The organism is Vibrio campbellii CAIM 519 = NBRC 15631 = ATCC 25920, from assembly GCF_002163755.1.
In the GTDB taxonomy this organism is placed as follows: domain Bacteria; phylum Pseudomonadota; class Gammaproteobacteria; order Enterobacterales; family Vibrionaceae; genus Vibrio; species Vibrio campbellii.
In genome coordinates this window covers 2296694-2311411 of record NZ_CP015863.1, presented here as the reverse complement: position 1 = coordinate 2311411, position 14718 = coordinate 2296694, and the positions used below count along the sequence as shown (strand labels likewise).

The window sequence follows — 14718 nt, the reverse complement described above, 5'->3', positions numbered from 1 at the left end:
TTTTAGTTAAGTTTGAATACGCTCACAGTACTCTTCAGATGCTCGGAGATCCCAATAAGCTCATTAGACTTTTCCTGATTAGATATTGAGAGCTCATAAGTGTCTCGTGCTTGGTCGTTGATGCAAACGATACTTTGATTAATTTCTCCTGCGACCAATGTCTGCTCTTCTGTTGCTGTGGCAATTTGAGTATTCATATCTTCAATGATAGTAATCGCGTCCAGAATCTTCGATAGAGATTCTTGGGCCTGGCTTGACTTATTTAGCGTATTTTCAGCTGCCAGTTTGTTGGTATTCATCATTTCAATTGAATTGTTTGCTTCCTGTTGAAGCGCAGCAATGACTTGCTGTATCTCATTTGTACTCTCTTGAGTTCTATTTGCTAAGTTTCTCACTTCGTCTGCCACTACGGCAAAACCACGACCTTGCTCTCCGGCTCGAGCAGCTTCAATTGCAGCATTGAGAGCAAGAAGGTTTGTTTGGTCAGCGATGTCACGGATTACTTCCAGGACGGCTCCGATATTGACAGTCTTTTCACCCAAAGAGTTAATTACAGTAGAGACATCCGCTATTGCGTTTGATAGAGAAATGATGCTGTCGTTCACCTCAACAAAAAGCTCATTTCCGTGGACTGCAGCTGCGGAAGCCTGGATTGCTGAATCTGAGGCTCGTTGTGCATTTTGAGCCACTTCATTAACAGCGACAGACATTTCGCTCATTGCTGTCGAAGTTTGTTCTAGTTGCTCCATTTGCGCAGAGGAACCTAAATTAACGTTTTTTGCCGCTTTACTAATACCACTGGCAAAGTTCAATAGCTCGTCTGAAGATACTCGAATAGTAGATATGGTCTCTTTTAAATCTCCGACCATATTGAACACAGCTCCGTTAACTCCATACGAATTTGATGGTTCGTGTTTCATGCATAAATCACCCTTTGCAACCTGGGTGACTAGATGTTCTATTTCTTTTGGTTCGCCACCAATAGGTTTGTAAACTAATTTCTCAACAACGAAGTAAATACATACCGTACTTAAGACTAAAAATATTGTAGAAGTAATTAACGTTTCAACTAGATTATCGTTTGAATCTTGGTTGATTGAGTCTTCAGTCATCCATGTCCAGACACTCCATCCTAGAGAGGGGATTGCCGATGCTGAACCAACATACTCCGTATTTTTATGTTGATACTCGAAGCTCTCTTCTTTTTCTGGATCTTGTAGCTTTAACTGAGGTATCTCTGTAAAAATATTTTTTCCAATAAGCGATCTGTCTTTGGCTGAGAGTATGAAGCCATCGTTTCTTGATACGAATACCTGATTTTCGGAGGTCAGTTGTGTTGTATATGCACTGATATCATTTATAAGAAGGTTAAGTGCAATAACACCAACTACTTGATTGTCCCTATATATTGGTTGAGCTAGCGCCATAACTGTATCACCAGTTGAAGAGGAAAATGGCCTAGTAATTATCTTTTCTTCGCCGTTCATAGCTCGGAGGTACCACTCACGTTGCTTAGATCGAGCGTTAAAGCCTGGGATTAGGCCGTTTGTTTTTGCGGAATAGGATGTGCCATCTTCAAGCGAAACGTAAACATTCACGACTCCAGCAGTACTCATAGCTTTTGTAATTAAATCAACAGTACTTGCTATATTGATTTTACTTTTAGCCTCGATATCAATTTGTTCGCTTGTTAGCAACAATATATCGAAATAACGAGAAATTTTTTGACTTAGAGCATCGGATATTAATTGTGATTTGTACTGTAATTGCTGTTTAGAATTGAGTGTTGAGGATGTTTGGAAGTCACTCCAGTTAAGTAGGCTTGTACTGAGTATTGTTATCGTACTAAGTGCAATCATAGATAATAATATTTTTAACTTTGCTGACATCGTCTTAATACCGTCATAGTAGGTTTAATATATTTTTTGGTTGTTTATATATTGTATCACTATAAAAACTCTCCCTGTTGACTTTTTATAAATTATTTTTTTATACAAAGTTAATAATTTAATTTATATTGAGTGTGACTTTAGTTCAGCTTAATTTTTTACTTGATTTCTATTTTTAATAAAGTTATTAACAATGCAAAATTTATCTTAATAATTTTTATTAAAAACTTTTTTGTTTATCATTATCAATGATGAATCACACAATGAGTTTTAGGTATTGTATTAGAGAATTTAATTACCCGGGCTCACTTGATCGCAACTCTATGTTACGTTGCGTCAAATTATGGTCGAAAGAGGTTGTGAGTATCAGGTGGTTCAGGAAAGGCCACTTTTAAAACAAAGCGGCTTTTCTGAGCTTTAGACGGTATAATCACTGTAAGGATTGCTATTCTAGCCTCATAGCATCGAAATATATTGATGCAACTGATTGACTTTGTAGGTTTAAAATTAAAGTGGATATAAAGCTATACTACGTACATGATCCAATGTGCAGCTGGTGTTGGGGCTACAAACCAACCATCGAAAAATTGAAGCAGCAACTGCCGGGTGTGATTCAGTTTGAGTATGTTGTGGGTGGGCTTGCGCCAGATACTAATCTTCCAATGCCTCCGGAAATGCAGCAAAAAATTGAGCAGATTTGGAAGCAAATTGAAAGCCAGCTTGGCACCAAGTTTAACTACGATTTCTGGACGTTGTGTACGCCAGTGCGCAGCACTTACCAGTCTTGCCGCGCTGTTATTGCCGCAGGCTTCCAAGACTCTTATGAGCAAATGCTAGAAGCGATTCAACACGCTTACTACTTACGTGCGATGCCGCCTCATGAAGAAGCAACGCACTTGCAACTAGCACGAGAGATTGGCTTAAACGTTCAGCAGTTTAAGAACGATATGGATGGCACTTTGCTGGAAGGTGTTTTCCAAGACCAACTGAGTCTTGCTAAGAGTTTAGGTGTTAACTCTTACCCGAGTCTGGTGCTGCAAATTAACGACGCTTACTTCCCAATTGAAGTAGATTATGTGTCGACAGAAAACACGTTGAAGCTCATTCGCGAACGTATTATCGACAATATGCCAGCGCAGTAAGTTGAATCCGATTTTCTAAAAAACATACAACAAAAAGCCGCTCATTGAGCGGCTTTTTCGTAATGAACTGTATCCATCTGATGATGCGATTACAGCACCATTGCAGCAATCCAACCAAAGATGATCAGAGGGATGTTGTAGTGGATAAATGTCGGTACTACGGTTTCCCAAATGTGTTCGTGCTGACCGTCTGCGTTTAGGCCTGATGTTGGACCTAACGTTGAGTCAGAAGCAGGAGAGCCGGCATCACCAAGAGCGGCTGCCGTACCAACAAGGGCGATAGTTGCCATTGGCGAGAAGCCGAATGCGAGTGATAGCGGAACATAGATAGTCGCAAGGATTGGAATCGTAGAGAATGATGAGCCGATGCCCATTGTTACCAACAAACCAACGATAAGCATCAATAGTGCTGCAAGAGGTTTGTTGTCACCGATGCTGGTTGATAGCGATTGTACTAGTGTTTCAACGCCGCCAGTTTGCTTCATTACTGCCGCAAAACCTGCCGCTGCAATCATGATGAAGCCAATCATTGCCATCATGTGAACACCTTTAGTGAACACATCGTGCGTCTCTTTCCACGCGATAACGCCGCCGAAAGTGAATACCATGAAGCCAGCTAATGCACCAATGATCATCGAGCCTGTGTAAAGCTGAACGCTTAACGCTGCGATAATACCCAAGCCTGCAACCATGATGTGCTTCTTATTTAGCTTCGCTTCTGATTCTTGAACAACGGTCAGTTCAGTTTCTTTGTATTCGCGAGGTTTGCGGTAGCTAAAGAAGATCGCAGTTAGAAGACCAAACAGCATACCAGCACCTGGCAATAGCATTGCAGTAGGAACTTGGCTTGCCACAACATCGGTTAGACCGTTGTCATGCAGATTCTTTAGGAGAATATTGTTAAGGAAGATACCACCAAAACCGATAGGCAGAACCATGTATGGTGTGATCAAACCAAAGGTAAGCACACAAGCAACTAAACGACGGTCCAGCTTCAGCTTAGCGAATACGCCCAAAAGAGGTGGGATCAAAATTGGAATGAAGGCGATATGTACTGGAATCACGTTTTGAGATGACATGGTAACAAGTACAAGAGCAACCAATACTGCATATTTTAGACCCGTAGTCGACGCAGAGCTCTCTTTACCATTTAGGCGCTTGATAACGCTTTTTGCAAGAAGGTCAGTGATGCCAGAGCGAGAAATTGCAACAGCGAAAGTACCGAGCATTGCGTAGCTCAGTGCGATAGTCGCACCGCCGCCTAGGCCACTTTCAAATGCGGCAACCGTATCCCCAAGGCTCATGCCAGCAACAAGGCCACCAACGATGGCACTAAACGTGAGGGCAACCACCACGTTTACGCGCATCAATGCTAACACGAGCATGACGCACACAGATATAACGACAGGATTCATACTTTTCCTAATATGTTGTGTTTACTTATTATTCTTCGTCGACAAGCGGCCAACCGCCTAGGGCCTTCCATTTGTTGACGATGCCACAGAATAACTCTGCAGTTTGTTGTGTATCGTAGAGGGCTGAGTGTGCCTCACGATTGTCGAATTCCATCCCTGCAGCTTTACATGCTTTAGCGAGAACAGTTTGACCATAAGCAAGCCCACTTAATGTTGCGGTATCAAAAGTGGCAAATGGATGGAAAGGGACTCTTTTGAGTTTGCAGCGCTCATTTGCTGCATTAACAAAACTTAAGTCAAAAGCAGCGTTATGTGCCACCATGATGGCACGGGAACAGTCTGCCGCTTTTTGCTCTTTGCGGATCAGTTTGTAGATTTCTTTAAGTGCTTCTTGTTCTGATACTGCACCGCGAAGAGGGCTGAATGGGTCACGAATGCCATTGAATTCAAGCGCTTCTTTTTCTAAATTCGCGCCTTCGAATGGTTCGATATGAAAATGAATGGTTGAGGCAGGATGCAGGTCGCCATTTTCATCCATGCTAAGGGTGACGGCACAGATTTCTAAAAGTGCATCAGTTTGAGCATTGAAACCTGCGGTCTCAACGTCTACTACCACTGGGAAATAACCACGAAAACGCTTTTTCAGGGTCAGAGCTTCATTTTCTATTGTCATGTTGGCTTATATTTGTGTGACGAAGGCTGCATTATTGCAGATTCTACCGATGAGAAAAACCGCAATTTGGGAGAAATGTAAAATTCTATTTCCCGTTAACCAGTAAGGGTTATAACTAAAAACAAGGTTAACGTGCACCTGTTATTCTCGCGATGTTATTTACCATTTTATGCACTTGCCAAAGTGAGCGTTAACTCCTTATATCCCCTTGCAAATTCTATGTTGGCGGGATTTTTGCATTAGTTTGCATGTTTTTAATTGATTCAAGTAAGCGGCAATAGACTGCCGTTTGAGAGAAGTACCTAGATGAATAAATGGCTAGTAACCAGTGGTGTCCTGATGTCTTTACTCAGCGCAAACAGCTTTGCGTCGATGGGAAAGCGCTACGTTGCCACACCGCAGCAATCACAGTGGGAAATGGTGATGAATACGCCGTTGGAGTGTCAGCTTGTACATCCAATCCCAGGATTTGGTGACGCGGTATTTTCATCTCATGCAAGTAAAAAAATCAATTTGGATTTTGAATTGAAGATGCTCCGCCCTATGGGTGAAACGCGCAATGTCAGTTTGATTTCTATACCACCACCTTGGCGTCCGGGCGAGAATGCTGATCGCATTACTAACCTTAAATTTTTCAAACAGTTTGATGGTTACGTTGGTGGACAAACCGCTTGGGGCATTCTCTCTGAGCTAGAAAAAGGCCGCTATCCAACGTTTAGCTACCAAGACTGGCAGAGCCGAGATCAGCGTATTGAGGTCGCATTGTCTTCGGTACTGTTCCAAAACAAATACAACGCCTTTAGCAGCTGCATTGCTAACTTACTGAAGTACAGCTTTGAAGATATTGCTTTCACGATTCTTCACTATGAGCGTCAAGGTGATCAGTTAACTAAAGCTTCGAAGAAACGTTTAGCGCAAATCGCTGATTACGTTCGCCATAACCAAGATATCGATTTGGTGTTAGTGGCGACATACACAGATTCGACAGATGGTAAAAGTACGAGTCAAAGCTTATCTGAACGACGAGCGGAATCATTGCGCAGTTACTTCGAATCTTTGGGTTTATCTGGAGAGCGTATTCAAGTGCAAGGCTACGGTAAGCGTCGTCCGATTGCAGATAATGGGTCACCAATAGGTAAAGACAAGAACCGTCGCGTGGTGATTTCACTAGGGCGCACCCAGGTTTGATCTTAAATATTCACCAATACAAAAACGCCAGAGTCTGACTCTGGCGTTTTTTATCCGTTTGACGTTGTTTGATTCTATTAGTTGCCGCTTAGAGTTGCTTGCTGCTTAAGGCATATAATGAATGTTAGTTTAAGCGGAACTTAGCAATGATTTCGCAATTGGTTGCTGTGTCGATTTTCTCGACCTGCTTTGCGATCACAGGGTTTGGATGGCGCTTCATGAAATCAATGAGGGCCTTAGTACAGCAGCCGATTGAATCAATAAAGCTTGCGCAATCTCTATTTGGACATTGAGGGATCAGCGTCAGCACTTTCTCAGAAGCGAGTTGAAGATATTTGAGCTCATATTCTGTGTCGCCTGCCCAGCGCCAAAATTGGGCAAGGTTGTGGCATGAAATCACCGAAATCAATAATCGCTCGTCGGCTTCTATTTCCACGCATTCGCTAATATCTTCACTCAGGCTAAGGGCTTGCTGGTAATGAAGAATGCTGCGAACAGGGTCATCTAGTTGAAGTGCCGTATCGGCTAGAAGTGTGTGTTTTTCCCATTCACTGATCATTATCGTTATCCCACATGTCGATGTTGGTGGTGAATCTAAACGATAATTATTATCAAGTAAAGTGATTTGTTAATAAAAGAAAGGCAGGTCTCAGACCTGCCTGCAAATAATTGCGAGTTTCAGTAGGAGAGGCTGAGTTAGCCCTCTAGGCCTGCCGATGCTTGTTTATTTTGAATCAGTTCAATCATGTAGCCATCTGGGTCTTTAACGAAAGCGATATGAGTCGTTCCGCCTTTAACTGGGCCCGCTTCGCGAGTCACGTTACCGCCAGCTGCTTTGATTGCGTCGCAAGTTGAGTAGATATCGTCTACGCCAATTGCGATGTGGCCAAATGCAGAGCCTAGGTCGTACTCGGTTTTACCCCAGTTGTAAGTCAGCTCAATCACGGCACCTTGAGACTCATCACCGTAACCAAGGAACGCCAGCGTGTATTCGTACTCTTTGTTTTCATTAGTACGAAGCAACTGCATGCCCATGACTTCAGTGTAGAACTTGATAGATTTGTCTAGATCACCCACGCGCAGCATGGTGTGAAGAATTCGACCGTTTGACATTATTTGCTCCTAGCGATTGTTTCAGACGGGGTTATTCGTCTGGGTACACTTTTTCTTTGAATTCACACAGATCTTCGATGATACAGCTGCCACAGCGAGGCTTTCTCGCCACACAGGTATAGCGACCATGAAGGATCAGCCAGTGGTGTACATCAAGCTTAAACTCTTTTGGCACCACTTTAAGAAGTTTTTCTTCTACATCGTCGACGGTTTTACCCATCGCAAACTTTGTACGGTTAGAAACACGATAGATGTGTGTGTCCACCGCGATAGTTGGCCAACCGAAGGCGGTATTCAGTACCACGTTAGCGGTTTTACGACCGACACCCGGCAAAGCTTCAAGTGCTGCACGATCTTCTGGCACTTCGCCGTTGTGCTTCTCTAGCAAGATCTTGCAAGTCTTGATGGTGTTTTCGGCTTTTGAATTAAACAGACCGATGGTTTTGATGTATTCCTTTAAACCATCGACACCCAAATCAAGAATGCCTTGTGGTGTGTTCGCTACAGGGTAAAGCTTGTCTGTTGCTTTGTTTACACTTACGTCTGTCGCCTGCGCAGAAAGCAGTACGGCGATAAGCAACTCAAACGGTGTGCTCCAGTTAAGCTCCGTCTGAGGATTGGGATTGTTTTCTCGTAGTCGTTCGAGAATTTCAATTCTTTTGACTTTGTTCATTGCTGACTTCCAAACCCGTCTTTGCGGTTTATGAAAAAGGCCCTACGAGTAGTAGAGCCTTGATTTTTGGATTTTTATATTATGCGTTAGTTACGCGGGCGCGCTCAATGGCTGGTTTTTCTTCTTTCGGCTGACTTGCCTGAATTGAGCTGTCGATAACGTTTTTCAACGCAATCAAAAGTCCTACGCCGATAAACGCACCTGGCGGCAATAATGCTAGTAAGAAGCTGCTATCGAAGTGGAAAACTTGAATACGCAGTGCCGCAGCCCAGTCACCCAATAGTAGGTCTGCGCCATCAAATAGAGTACCGTTACCGATAAGTTCACGCATAGCACCAAGTACAACCAATACCGTTGTCATACCCAGCCCCATCCAGAAACCATCCAATGCTGCTGGCAATGGATCATTCTTCGAAGCGTAAGCTTCCGCACGGCCGATGATAATACAGTTGGTTACGATCAGTGGGATGAAGATGCCCAGAGATAGATACAGTCCGTAGGCATAAGCGTTCATCAGGAGCTGAACACAAGTTACCAAGGCGGCGATGATCATAACGAAAACGGGAATACGGATTTCTTTTGGTACATAGTTACGAATCAGTGAAACCGTCACGTTCGAGCCGACAAGCACTAATAAGGTTGCAATACCCAAACCAAGGGCGTTGGTAATAGTGGAAGAAACCGCAAGCAGAGGACACAAACCCAGAAGTTGCACTAGGGCAGGGTTGTTGCTCCACATGCCGTTTTTCATTAGCAGTTTATTTTCACTCATGGTTGCCTCCTGCGCAGTCTAGGGGCTGATTTAGAATCTCATCACGAGACTTATTTACGTAGTTTACTGTGTTTCTCACCGCTTTCACTACCGCACGAGGGGTAATGGTTGCGCCAGTAAACTGATCGAAATCGCCACCATCTTTACGAACTCGCCAAGAATTCCAGTTACTTTCTGTCACTTGCTTACCAGTGAAGCTCAAGATCCAGTCCGTAACACGTAGATCAATTTTATCACCCAACCCCGGTGTTTCTTGATGGCTCAGGATACGAGTACCAAGGATCTTGCCTTGGTTATCGATGCCGGTGATGATTTTAATTTCACCGTTGTAGCCATCTGGTGCGATGGACTCAATCGCCATTGCCGTCGGTTGGCCATCTTTAGTGGCAATGTAAGTTGGCATCGAGCGAACTGTACCTAGGTCGGGCGCAGATACCATAGTACATGCCGCGACAAGGTTGTTGTCATGCATTTCTTCCGGAATCACTTGGTTAAGAACCGACAGCAATTGCTTTTGTTCCTGAAGCTTAATTTGATCTTTTGTTAGGTACTGAGTCAGTGCCACAAGACCAGTTGTCGCACAGGCGAAGATCGCCAATGTCAGACCATTTTTTCTAATAGCGGTTAACATGTTTACCTCAGTGACCGTAAGTTCTTGGTTTGGTGTAGTAGTCGATCAACGGTACACACATATTGGCAAGCAGAACGGCGAATGCAACGCCATCTGGGAAGCCACCCCAACTACGAATAATGAATACCAACGCCCCGATCAGAGCGCCGAAAATCAAGCGACCTTTCACAGTCGTTGACGCTGAAACAGGGTCGGTAGCGATAAAGAACGCGCCTAACATCGTTGCACCCGAAAGTAGGTGGAAGATTGGTGACGCGGTTTCTCCCGGCATGAGCAAGCTAAACACGGTACTAAACAGTGCCAAACTACCTAGGAAACCAACAGGAATGTACCATTGGATGATGCGTTTCTTGATCATCACTAGTCCACCAACCAAGTAAGCTAGGTTTACCCATTGCCAACCGATACCCGCAAGTCCGCCAAACATTGGCTGTGAAAGCACCTCACTTGGCGTTGCTCCGGTATGAATACCGGTTTTGAATGCATCTAATGGAGTTGCCATTGTCACGCCATCCACACCAGCGCGAACTTGTTGCAGCGACAAACCATCAAAGTCATAGCCAGTGAAGATCAGAGACAACGCGTCTGCAAAAGTCACATGCTCAGACATCAATGAAACAGGCGCGCTCCAACTTGTCATTTGGACAGGGAAGGAGATAAGCAATACAACGTAAGCGACCATTGCTGGGTTAAATAGGTTTTGACCGATACCACCGTATAAGTGCTTTGCAATAACGATGGCAAAAATCAAACCGATAACCATGATCCACCAAGGGGACCATGGTGGGATTGCTACGGCTAATAGCCATGCTGTCACGATGGCACTGTTATCACGTAGTGCTCGTATTGGAGAACGCTTACGCACAAGCATGACTAATGCTTCAAGTGACACTGCGACCACAATAGCGAACACAAGTTGAATGATGGTGCCCCAACCAAAGAAGTAGGTTTGAGCCACTAAGCCAGGAATAGCGCACAGCGCTACCCATTTCATCAAATCAGGCGTGCTGCGACGGCTGTGAGCGTGTGGTGAACTGGCAATAAAAAACGACATTACTCGTTCTCCTCAGTATTGTTCTTATTCGCTTCTTGCTGAGCTTTACGTGCTTGAGCGCGAGCAATGGCAGCGGCAACAGCAGCTTTCTTTGGATCCACTTCTGGCGCTTCAGAAGGAGCTTCCGCTTCAACAGATTCTGTTTGTGCCTCTTGCTGCGCTTTACGCGCTTTAGCACGAGCAATAGCTGCGGCAACCGCGGCTTTCTTCGGTTCTTCAGCTTGTTCGGCAGGTGTTTCCGCTTCTGTTGATTCAGTAGAGCCTTCTTGCTGGGCTTTACGCGCTTTAGCACGAGCAATGGCTGCGGCAACCGCAGCTTTCTTCGGATCCACTTCCGGTTCTTCAGAAGGAGCTTCCGCTTCAACAGATTCTGTTTGTGCTTCTTGCTGAGCTTTGCGTGCTTTGGCTCGAGCAATGGCTGCGGCAACCGCGGTTTTCTTTGGATCCACTTCTGGTTCTTCAGAAGTAGCTTCCGCTTCAACAGATTCTGTTTCTGCCTCTTGCTGCGCTTTACGCGCTTTAGCACGAGCAATGGCAGCGGCAACTGCTGCTTTCTTCGGATCTTCAGCTTGTTTAGCAGGCGCTTCCGTTTCTTCAGATTCTGTAGAACCTTCTTGCTGAGCTTTACGTGCTTTGGCACGAGCAATCGCTGCAGCCACAGCAGCTTTCTTTGGATCTTCAGCTTGTTCTGCTGGTGTTTCCGCTTCTGCAGATTCCGTAGAGTCTTCTTGCTGAGCTTTGCGCGCTTTTGCACGAGCAATCGCTGCAGCTACTGCGGCTTTCTTCGGATCTTCAGCTTGTTTAACAGGTGCTTCCGTTTCTACAGATTCGGTCGAATCTTCTTGTTGTGCTTTTTTCGCTTTAGCTCTGGCGATAGCTGCCGCGATGGCTGCTTTCTTATCACCAGCTTCAGTAGGTGTTGATGCGTCTTCTTGCTGAGCTTTCTTCGCCTTAGCACGAGCAATAGCGGCTGCAACCGCAGACTTCTTATCGTCAGCACTATCTGCAGATGTGTCATCTTGTTCTTTTGCCGCTTTGCGTTCGCGAGCAAGACGTTTGCGTTCTTCGCGTAGCTTCGCCATTTCTGAGTTATCAGGCTCGGCTGCACCAGATTGAGCCGCCGCAGCTTGTTTCGCTTTTGCTTTGGCAATCGCGGCTGCAACCGCAGGTTTCACAGCTGGTTCCGCTTTGGCTTCGGCATTGTCTTTTTGTGCTTTCACGCGAGCGATGGCTGCAGCAATCGCATCGTCACCGCCAGAGGCTTTCATGTCTTTACGACGATCATCTGCGGCTTTCTTAAAGCGATTTTCACGTTCTGCTTTTTCGCGTTCCATACGCGCTTTCTTCTCTTCAAAGCGCAGCTTAGCTCGTTCAGCTGCTGCCGCTTCTTGAGCCCGTGTACGGATTTCAGCTTTCGCTTGACGATAGTATTGAACCAGTGGAATTTCACTCGGGCACACAAATGCACACGCGCCACATTCAATACAATCTTTAAGGTTCAGTTCTTCAAGCTTTTCGTATTCTTGGCTTTTTGCATACCACTGAAGCTGCTGTGGCAATAGCGAGGCAGGGCACACTTCCGCACATTGGCTACAACGGATACATTCCATTTCGTATTGGTCAGAAGCGATCTCACGACGCTTCGGCGCCAAAATACAGTTTGCCGTTTTAGTGATAGGAACCTGAGCGTGGGGGAGGGTAAAGCCCATCATTGGACCACCCATGATCAGGCGCTGAAGTTTCTTATCTGCTTTGTAGCCAAACTCGTCTAAAAGTGCTTGTACTGGCGTACCAAGTAGCGTCCAAACGTTACGTGGTTGCTTGAAGGTCTTACCCGTCAGAGTCACGATGCGATTTACTACAGGTTCGCCATCGATCACTGCACGTTTAATTGAGTAGAGAGAACCAACGTTTTGAACCAGGATGCCAATATCTGCAGGGATAGCGCCGCTAGGAACTTCTTTGTTGGTCAAAATCTTGATGAGCTGCTTCTCACCACCAGAAGGGTATTTGGTTGGGATAACGCGGATCACGATGTCTTTGTTCATCGCCGCTTGTTCCAGCGCTTTGATTGCTGCTGGCTTGTTATCTTCAATACCAATGATGGTCAGTTTTGGCTTAAGGATATGCTCGACGATCTCGATACCTTGGATCAGTTCGTCCGCATGTTCCTGCATGAGTTTGTCATCAGCGGTGATGTAAGGTTCACATTCTGCCGCGTTGACGATAAGAATTTCGGTACGCGCAATACCCGATTGGATCTTCTTAGCGGTAGGGAAGCCTGCGCCACCCATACCAGAGATACCAGCAAGGCGGAACACGTCGATCAATGCATCAGCGGATTCTTGGGTGTAATCGGCTACTGGCGTTTTCTCACACCAAGTATCGTTACCATCTGGCGTAATCACTGCGCACAGTTCGCTCAAACCTGATGGGTGCGCAACAGTGCGTGGTTCAATAGCTGTTATTTGCCCAGAAGTTGGAGCATGAACAGGAACGGTGAAACCACTGTCTGACGCCGTTAGCTGTTGACCTTTCAACACTGTGTCACCAACAGCAATCAACAGATTACCTGCTTTACCGATGTGTTGTTTTAAAGGTAGGACGATTTCCGACGGAATGGCTGCATGAACCAATTCAGTTTTGTTGGATTGCTTTTTGTTTTCTGCCGGATGCACGCCGCCTGGGAAATCCCATAGCGAACCAGTACGAATTTGTTCAATCAAAGACAACATACGAAACCTTATTTAATTGAATCAGTCACGTTCACTGCATTGGCAGCATCCGTAATGTTAACCACTGGAATGGCATTAAGCTTCCATTTCCAGCTCTCTGTGGTGGTTTCCACAGGAATCATTTCAATACAGTCAGTTGGACAAGGCGCAACGCACAAGTCACAACCCGTACACTCGTCTTTGATTACGGTATGAAGGGCTTTAGTACCACCAACAATCGCATCCACAGGACATGCTTGGATACACTTGGTACAACCGATACACATGTCTTCATGGATGAAAGCAACGGTTTTGACTTTGCTGTCGAGATCGTGTGCCGACTCTTCGGCTTCAACGCCCATTAGATCCGCCAGTTTTTCAATGGTCGCTTGACCACCAGGAGGACACTTATTGATTTTGTCGCCATTCGCGATTGCTTCGGCGTATGGACGACAACCCGGGTAGCCGCACTGACCACACTGAGTTTGCGGTAGAATAGAGTCGATTTCATCGACAATTGGATCCGCTTCGACTTTGAAGCGAATCGATGCAAAACCGAGTATCGCTCCGAAAACCGCTGCGAGGGCAGCAAGAGCGATGATCGCAATTAAAATCGTACTCATCGTTTACTTCACCAAACCTGTAAAGCCCATAAAGGCGAGAGACATAAGGCCTGCGGTGATCATCGCAATCGATGCGCCTTTAAATGGCACAGGTACGTCAGCGGCGGCAATACGTTCACGCATTGACGCAAATAGGATCAGTACCAAGGAGAAGCCAACCGCTGCGCCAAAACCGTAAATGATCGATTCGATAAAGTTGTGGTTCTCGTTGATGTTAAGCAGAGCAACACCTAGAACCGCACAGTTCGTTGTGATCAGAGGTAGGAAGATACCCAGCAGACGATACAGCGTTGGGCTGGTTTTGTGCACGACCATTTCGGTGAACTGTACAACAACAGCGATCACCAAAATAAAGCTCATGGTTCGTAGATATTCGATGCCCAGTGGACGCAAAACATAGCTTTCCACCAAGTATGCACACACAGACGCGAGCGTTAGTACAAAAGTTGTAGCTAGGCCCATGCCAATTGCTGTTTCCAGTTTTTTAGACACGCCCATAAAAGGACACAAGCCTAAAAACTTCACCAGTACAAAGTTGTTCACCAGCACAGTGCCGACCAACAACAAAATATATTCGGTCATAATTATTACGTTCTTAAAATCCGATCCCAATATTATCGTGTTTTGTGACCCCAATAACAACCAGAGAACGGTGTGGTTTTATGCACTCGATGGAAAATTATACGTGTATGTGATGTGAGCGGATGAATTAATCAGAAATTGAAAAGTTTGATGAATGGTTGTTAACCAAGAGAAACGCAATTACCGCCACTGATTTAACGCACGCGTTGTTGATGGTTTTGGTATCACTCGTATGGTTCGCCAGAAACG

Annotated in this window: 14 protein-coding genes; 2 read left to right on the top strand and 12 right to left on the bottom strand. The window is 45.2% G+C overall.

What is annotated here, in order from left to right; all coding sequences use genetic code 11:
* Nucleotides 1-2 precede the first annotated feature (2 nt).
* Nucleotides 3-1889: a methyl-accepting chemotaxis protein gene (locus tag A8140_RS11075; protein WP_038863724.1), complete on the bottom strand. Its 1887-nt coding sequence runs from the start codon at nt 1887-1889 to the stop codon at nt 3-5.
* 512 nt (nt 1890-2401) lie between these two features.
* On the opposite strand from A8140_RS11075, the gene A8140_RS11070 reads away from it, so the two are divergent.
* On the top strand, nt 2402-3031 hold the full coding sequence (locus tag A8140_RS11070) for a DsbA family protein (RefSeq protein ID WP_005430768.1): 630 nt from the start codon (nt 2402-2404) through the stop codon (nt 3029-3031).
* 89 nt (nt 3032-3120) lie between these two features.
* Here A8140_RS11070 and A8140_RS11065 read toward each other — a convergent pair whose 3' ends face one another.
* On the bottom strand, nt 3121-4446 hold the full coding sequence (locus tag A8140_RS11065; protein ID WP_005430775.1) for a Na+/H+ antiporter family protein: 1326 nt from the start codon (nt 4444-4446) through the stop codon (nt 3121-3123).
* A gap of 28 nt (nt 4447-4474) precedes the next feature.
* A complete protein-coding gene (rnt, locus tag A8140_RS11060) occupies nt 4475-5119 on the bottom strand; it encodes a ribonuclease T (RefSeq protein ID WP_005439693.1) in 645 nt (214 codons plus the stop codon).
* Nucleotides 5120-5425: 306 nt separating this feature from the next.
* On the opposite strand from rnt, the gene motY reads away from it, so the two are divergent.
* Nucleotides 5426-6307 (top strand): flagellar protein MotY, encoded by an 882-nt coding sequence (gene motY / locus A8140_RS11055; protein WP_005536417.1) that lies wholly within the window; start codon nt 5426-5428, stop codon nt 6305-6307.
* Between the two features lie 124 nt (nt 6308-6431).
* Here the strand turns inward: motY and A8140_RS11050 are convergent, their stop codons facing one another.
* The 9 genes from A8140_RS11050 to rsxA form a co-directional block, all read right to left on the bottom strand.
* Nucleotides 6432-6866 (bottom strand): DUF2753 domain-containing protein, encoded by a 435-nt coding sequence (locus tag A8140_RS11050; protein WP_005536418.1) that lies wholly within the window; start codon nt 6864-6866, stop codon nt 6432-6434.
* A 137-nt stretch (nt 6867-7003) separates the two neighbouring features.
* Nucleotides 7004-7420, bottom strand: coding sequence for a lactoylglutathione lyase (gene gloA, locus A8140_RS11045; RefSeq protein WP_005536423.1), 417 nt, complete (start codon nt 7418-7420; stop codon nt 7004-7006).
* 31 nt (nt 7421-7451) lie between these two features.
* Nucleotides 7452-8093: an endonuclease III gene (gene nth, locus A8140_RS11040; RefSeq protein ID WP_005536424.1), complete on the bottom strand. Its 642-nt coding sequence runs from the start codon at nt 8091-8093 to the stop codon at nt 7452-7454.
* A 79-nt stretch (nt 8094-8172) separates the two neighbouring features.
* On the bottom strand, nt 8173-8865 hold the full coding sequence (locus A8140_RS11035; RefSeq protein WP_005536425.1) for an electron transport complex subunit E: 693 nt from the start codon (nt 8863-8865) through the stop codon (nt 8173-8175).
* Complete coding sequence (gene rsxG / locus A8140_RS11030) at nt 8858-9496, bottom strand: electron transport complex subunit RsxG (protein WP_005536427.1); 639 nt, start codon at nt 9494-9496, stop codon at nt 8858-8860. The genes A8140_RS11035 and rsxG overlap by 8 nt, the downstream gene beginning before the upstream one ends.
* A gap of 7 nt (nt 9497-9503) precedes the next feature.
* Complete coding sequence (gene rsxD / locus A8140_RS11025) at nt 9504-10550, bottom strand: electron transport complex subunit RsxD (RefSeq protein ID WP_005536429.1); 1047 nt, start codon at nt 10548-10550, stop codon at nt 9504-9506.
* Nucleotides 10550-13285, bottom strand: a complete 2736-nt coding sequence (gene rsxC / locus A8140_RS11020; RefSeq protein ID WP_038863726.1) for an electron transport complex subunit RsxC — start codon at nt 13283-13285, stop codon at nt 10550-10552. Before rsxC ends, rsxD begins: the two co-directional genes overlap by 1 nt.
* An 8-nt stretch (nt 13286-13293) precedes the next feature.
* Complete coding sequence (gene rsxB / locus A8140_RS11015) at nt 13294-13887, bottom strand: electron transport complex subunit RsxB (protein ID WP_005536711.1); 594 nt, start codon at nt 13885-13887, stop codon at nt 13294-13296.
* Between the two features lie 3 nt (nt 13888-13890).
* Nucleotides 13891-14469, bottom strand: coding sequence for an electron transport complex subunit RsxA (gene rsxA, locus A8140_RS11010; RefSeq protein ID WP_005425202.1), 579 nt, complete (start codon nt 14467-14469; stop codon nt 13891-13893).
* Nucleotides 14470-14718: the final 249 nt, after the last annotated feature.

Coding starts and splice junctions, on each gene's coding strand:
- nth (WP_005536424.1), bottom strand. CDS start 8,093: ATGAACAAAGTCAAAAGAATTGAAATTCTCGAACGACTACGAGAAAAC.
- rsxA (WP_005425202.1), bottom strand. CDS start 14,469: ATGACCGAATATATTTTGTTGTTGGTCGGCACTGTGCTGGTGAACAAC.
- A8140_RS11075 (WP_038863724.1), bottom strand. CDS start 1,889: ATGTCAGCAAAGTTAAAAATATTATTATCTATGATTGCACTTAGTACG.
- A8140_RS11035 (WP_005536425.1), bottom strand. CDS start 8,865: ATGAGTGAAAATAAACTGCTAATGAAAAACGGCATGTGGAGCAACAAC.
- rsxB (WP_005536711.1), bottom strand. CDS start 13,887: ATGAGTACGATTTTAATTGCGATCATCGCTCTTGCTGCCCTCGCAGCG.
- A8140_RS11065 (WP_005430775.1), bottom strand. CDS start 4,446: ATGAATCCTGTCGTTATATCTGTGTGCGTCATGCTCGTGTTAGCATTG.
- gloA (WP_005536423.1), bottom strand. CDS start 7,420: ATGTCAAACGGTCGAATTCTTCACACCATGCTGCGCGTGGGTGATCTA.
- rsxG (WP_005536427.1), bottom strand. CDS start 9,496: ATGTTAACCGCTATTAGAAAAAATGGTCTGACATTGGCGATCTTCGCC.
- rsxC (WP_038863726.1), bottom strand. CDS start 13,285: ATGTTGTCTTTGATTGAACAAATTCGTACTGGTTCGCTATGGGATTTC.
- A8140_RS11050 (WP_005536418.1), bottom strand. CDS start 6,866: ATGATCAGTGAATGGGAAAAACACACACTTCTAGCCGATACGGCACTT.
- rsxD (WP_005536429.1), bottom strand. CDS start 10,550: ATGTCGTTTTTTATTGCCAGTTCACCACACGCTCACAGCCGTCGCAGC.
- rnt (WP_005439693.1), bottom strand. CDS start 5,119: ATGACAATAGAAAATGAAGCTCTGACCCTGAAAAAGCGTTTTCGTGGT.
- motY (WP_005536417.1), top strand. CDS start 5,426: ATGAATAAATGGCTAGTAACCAGTGGTGTCCTGATGTCTTTACTCAGC.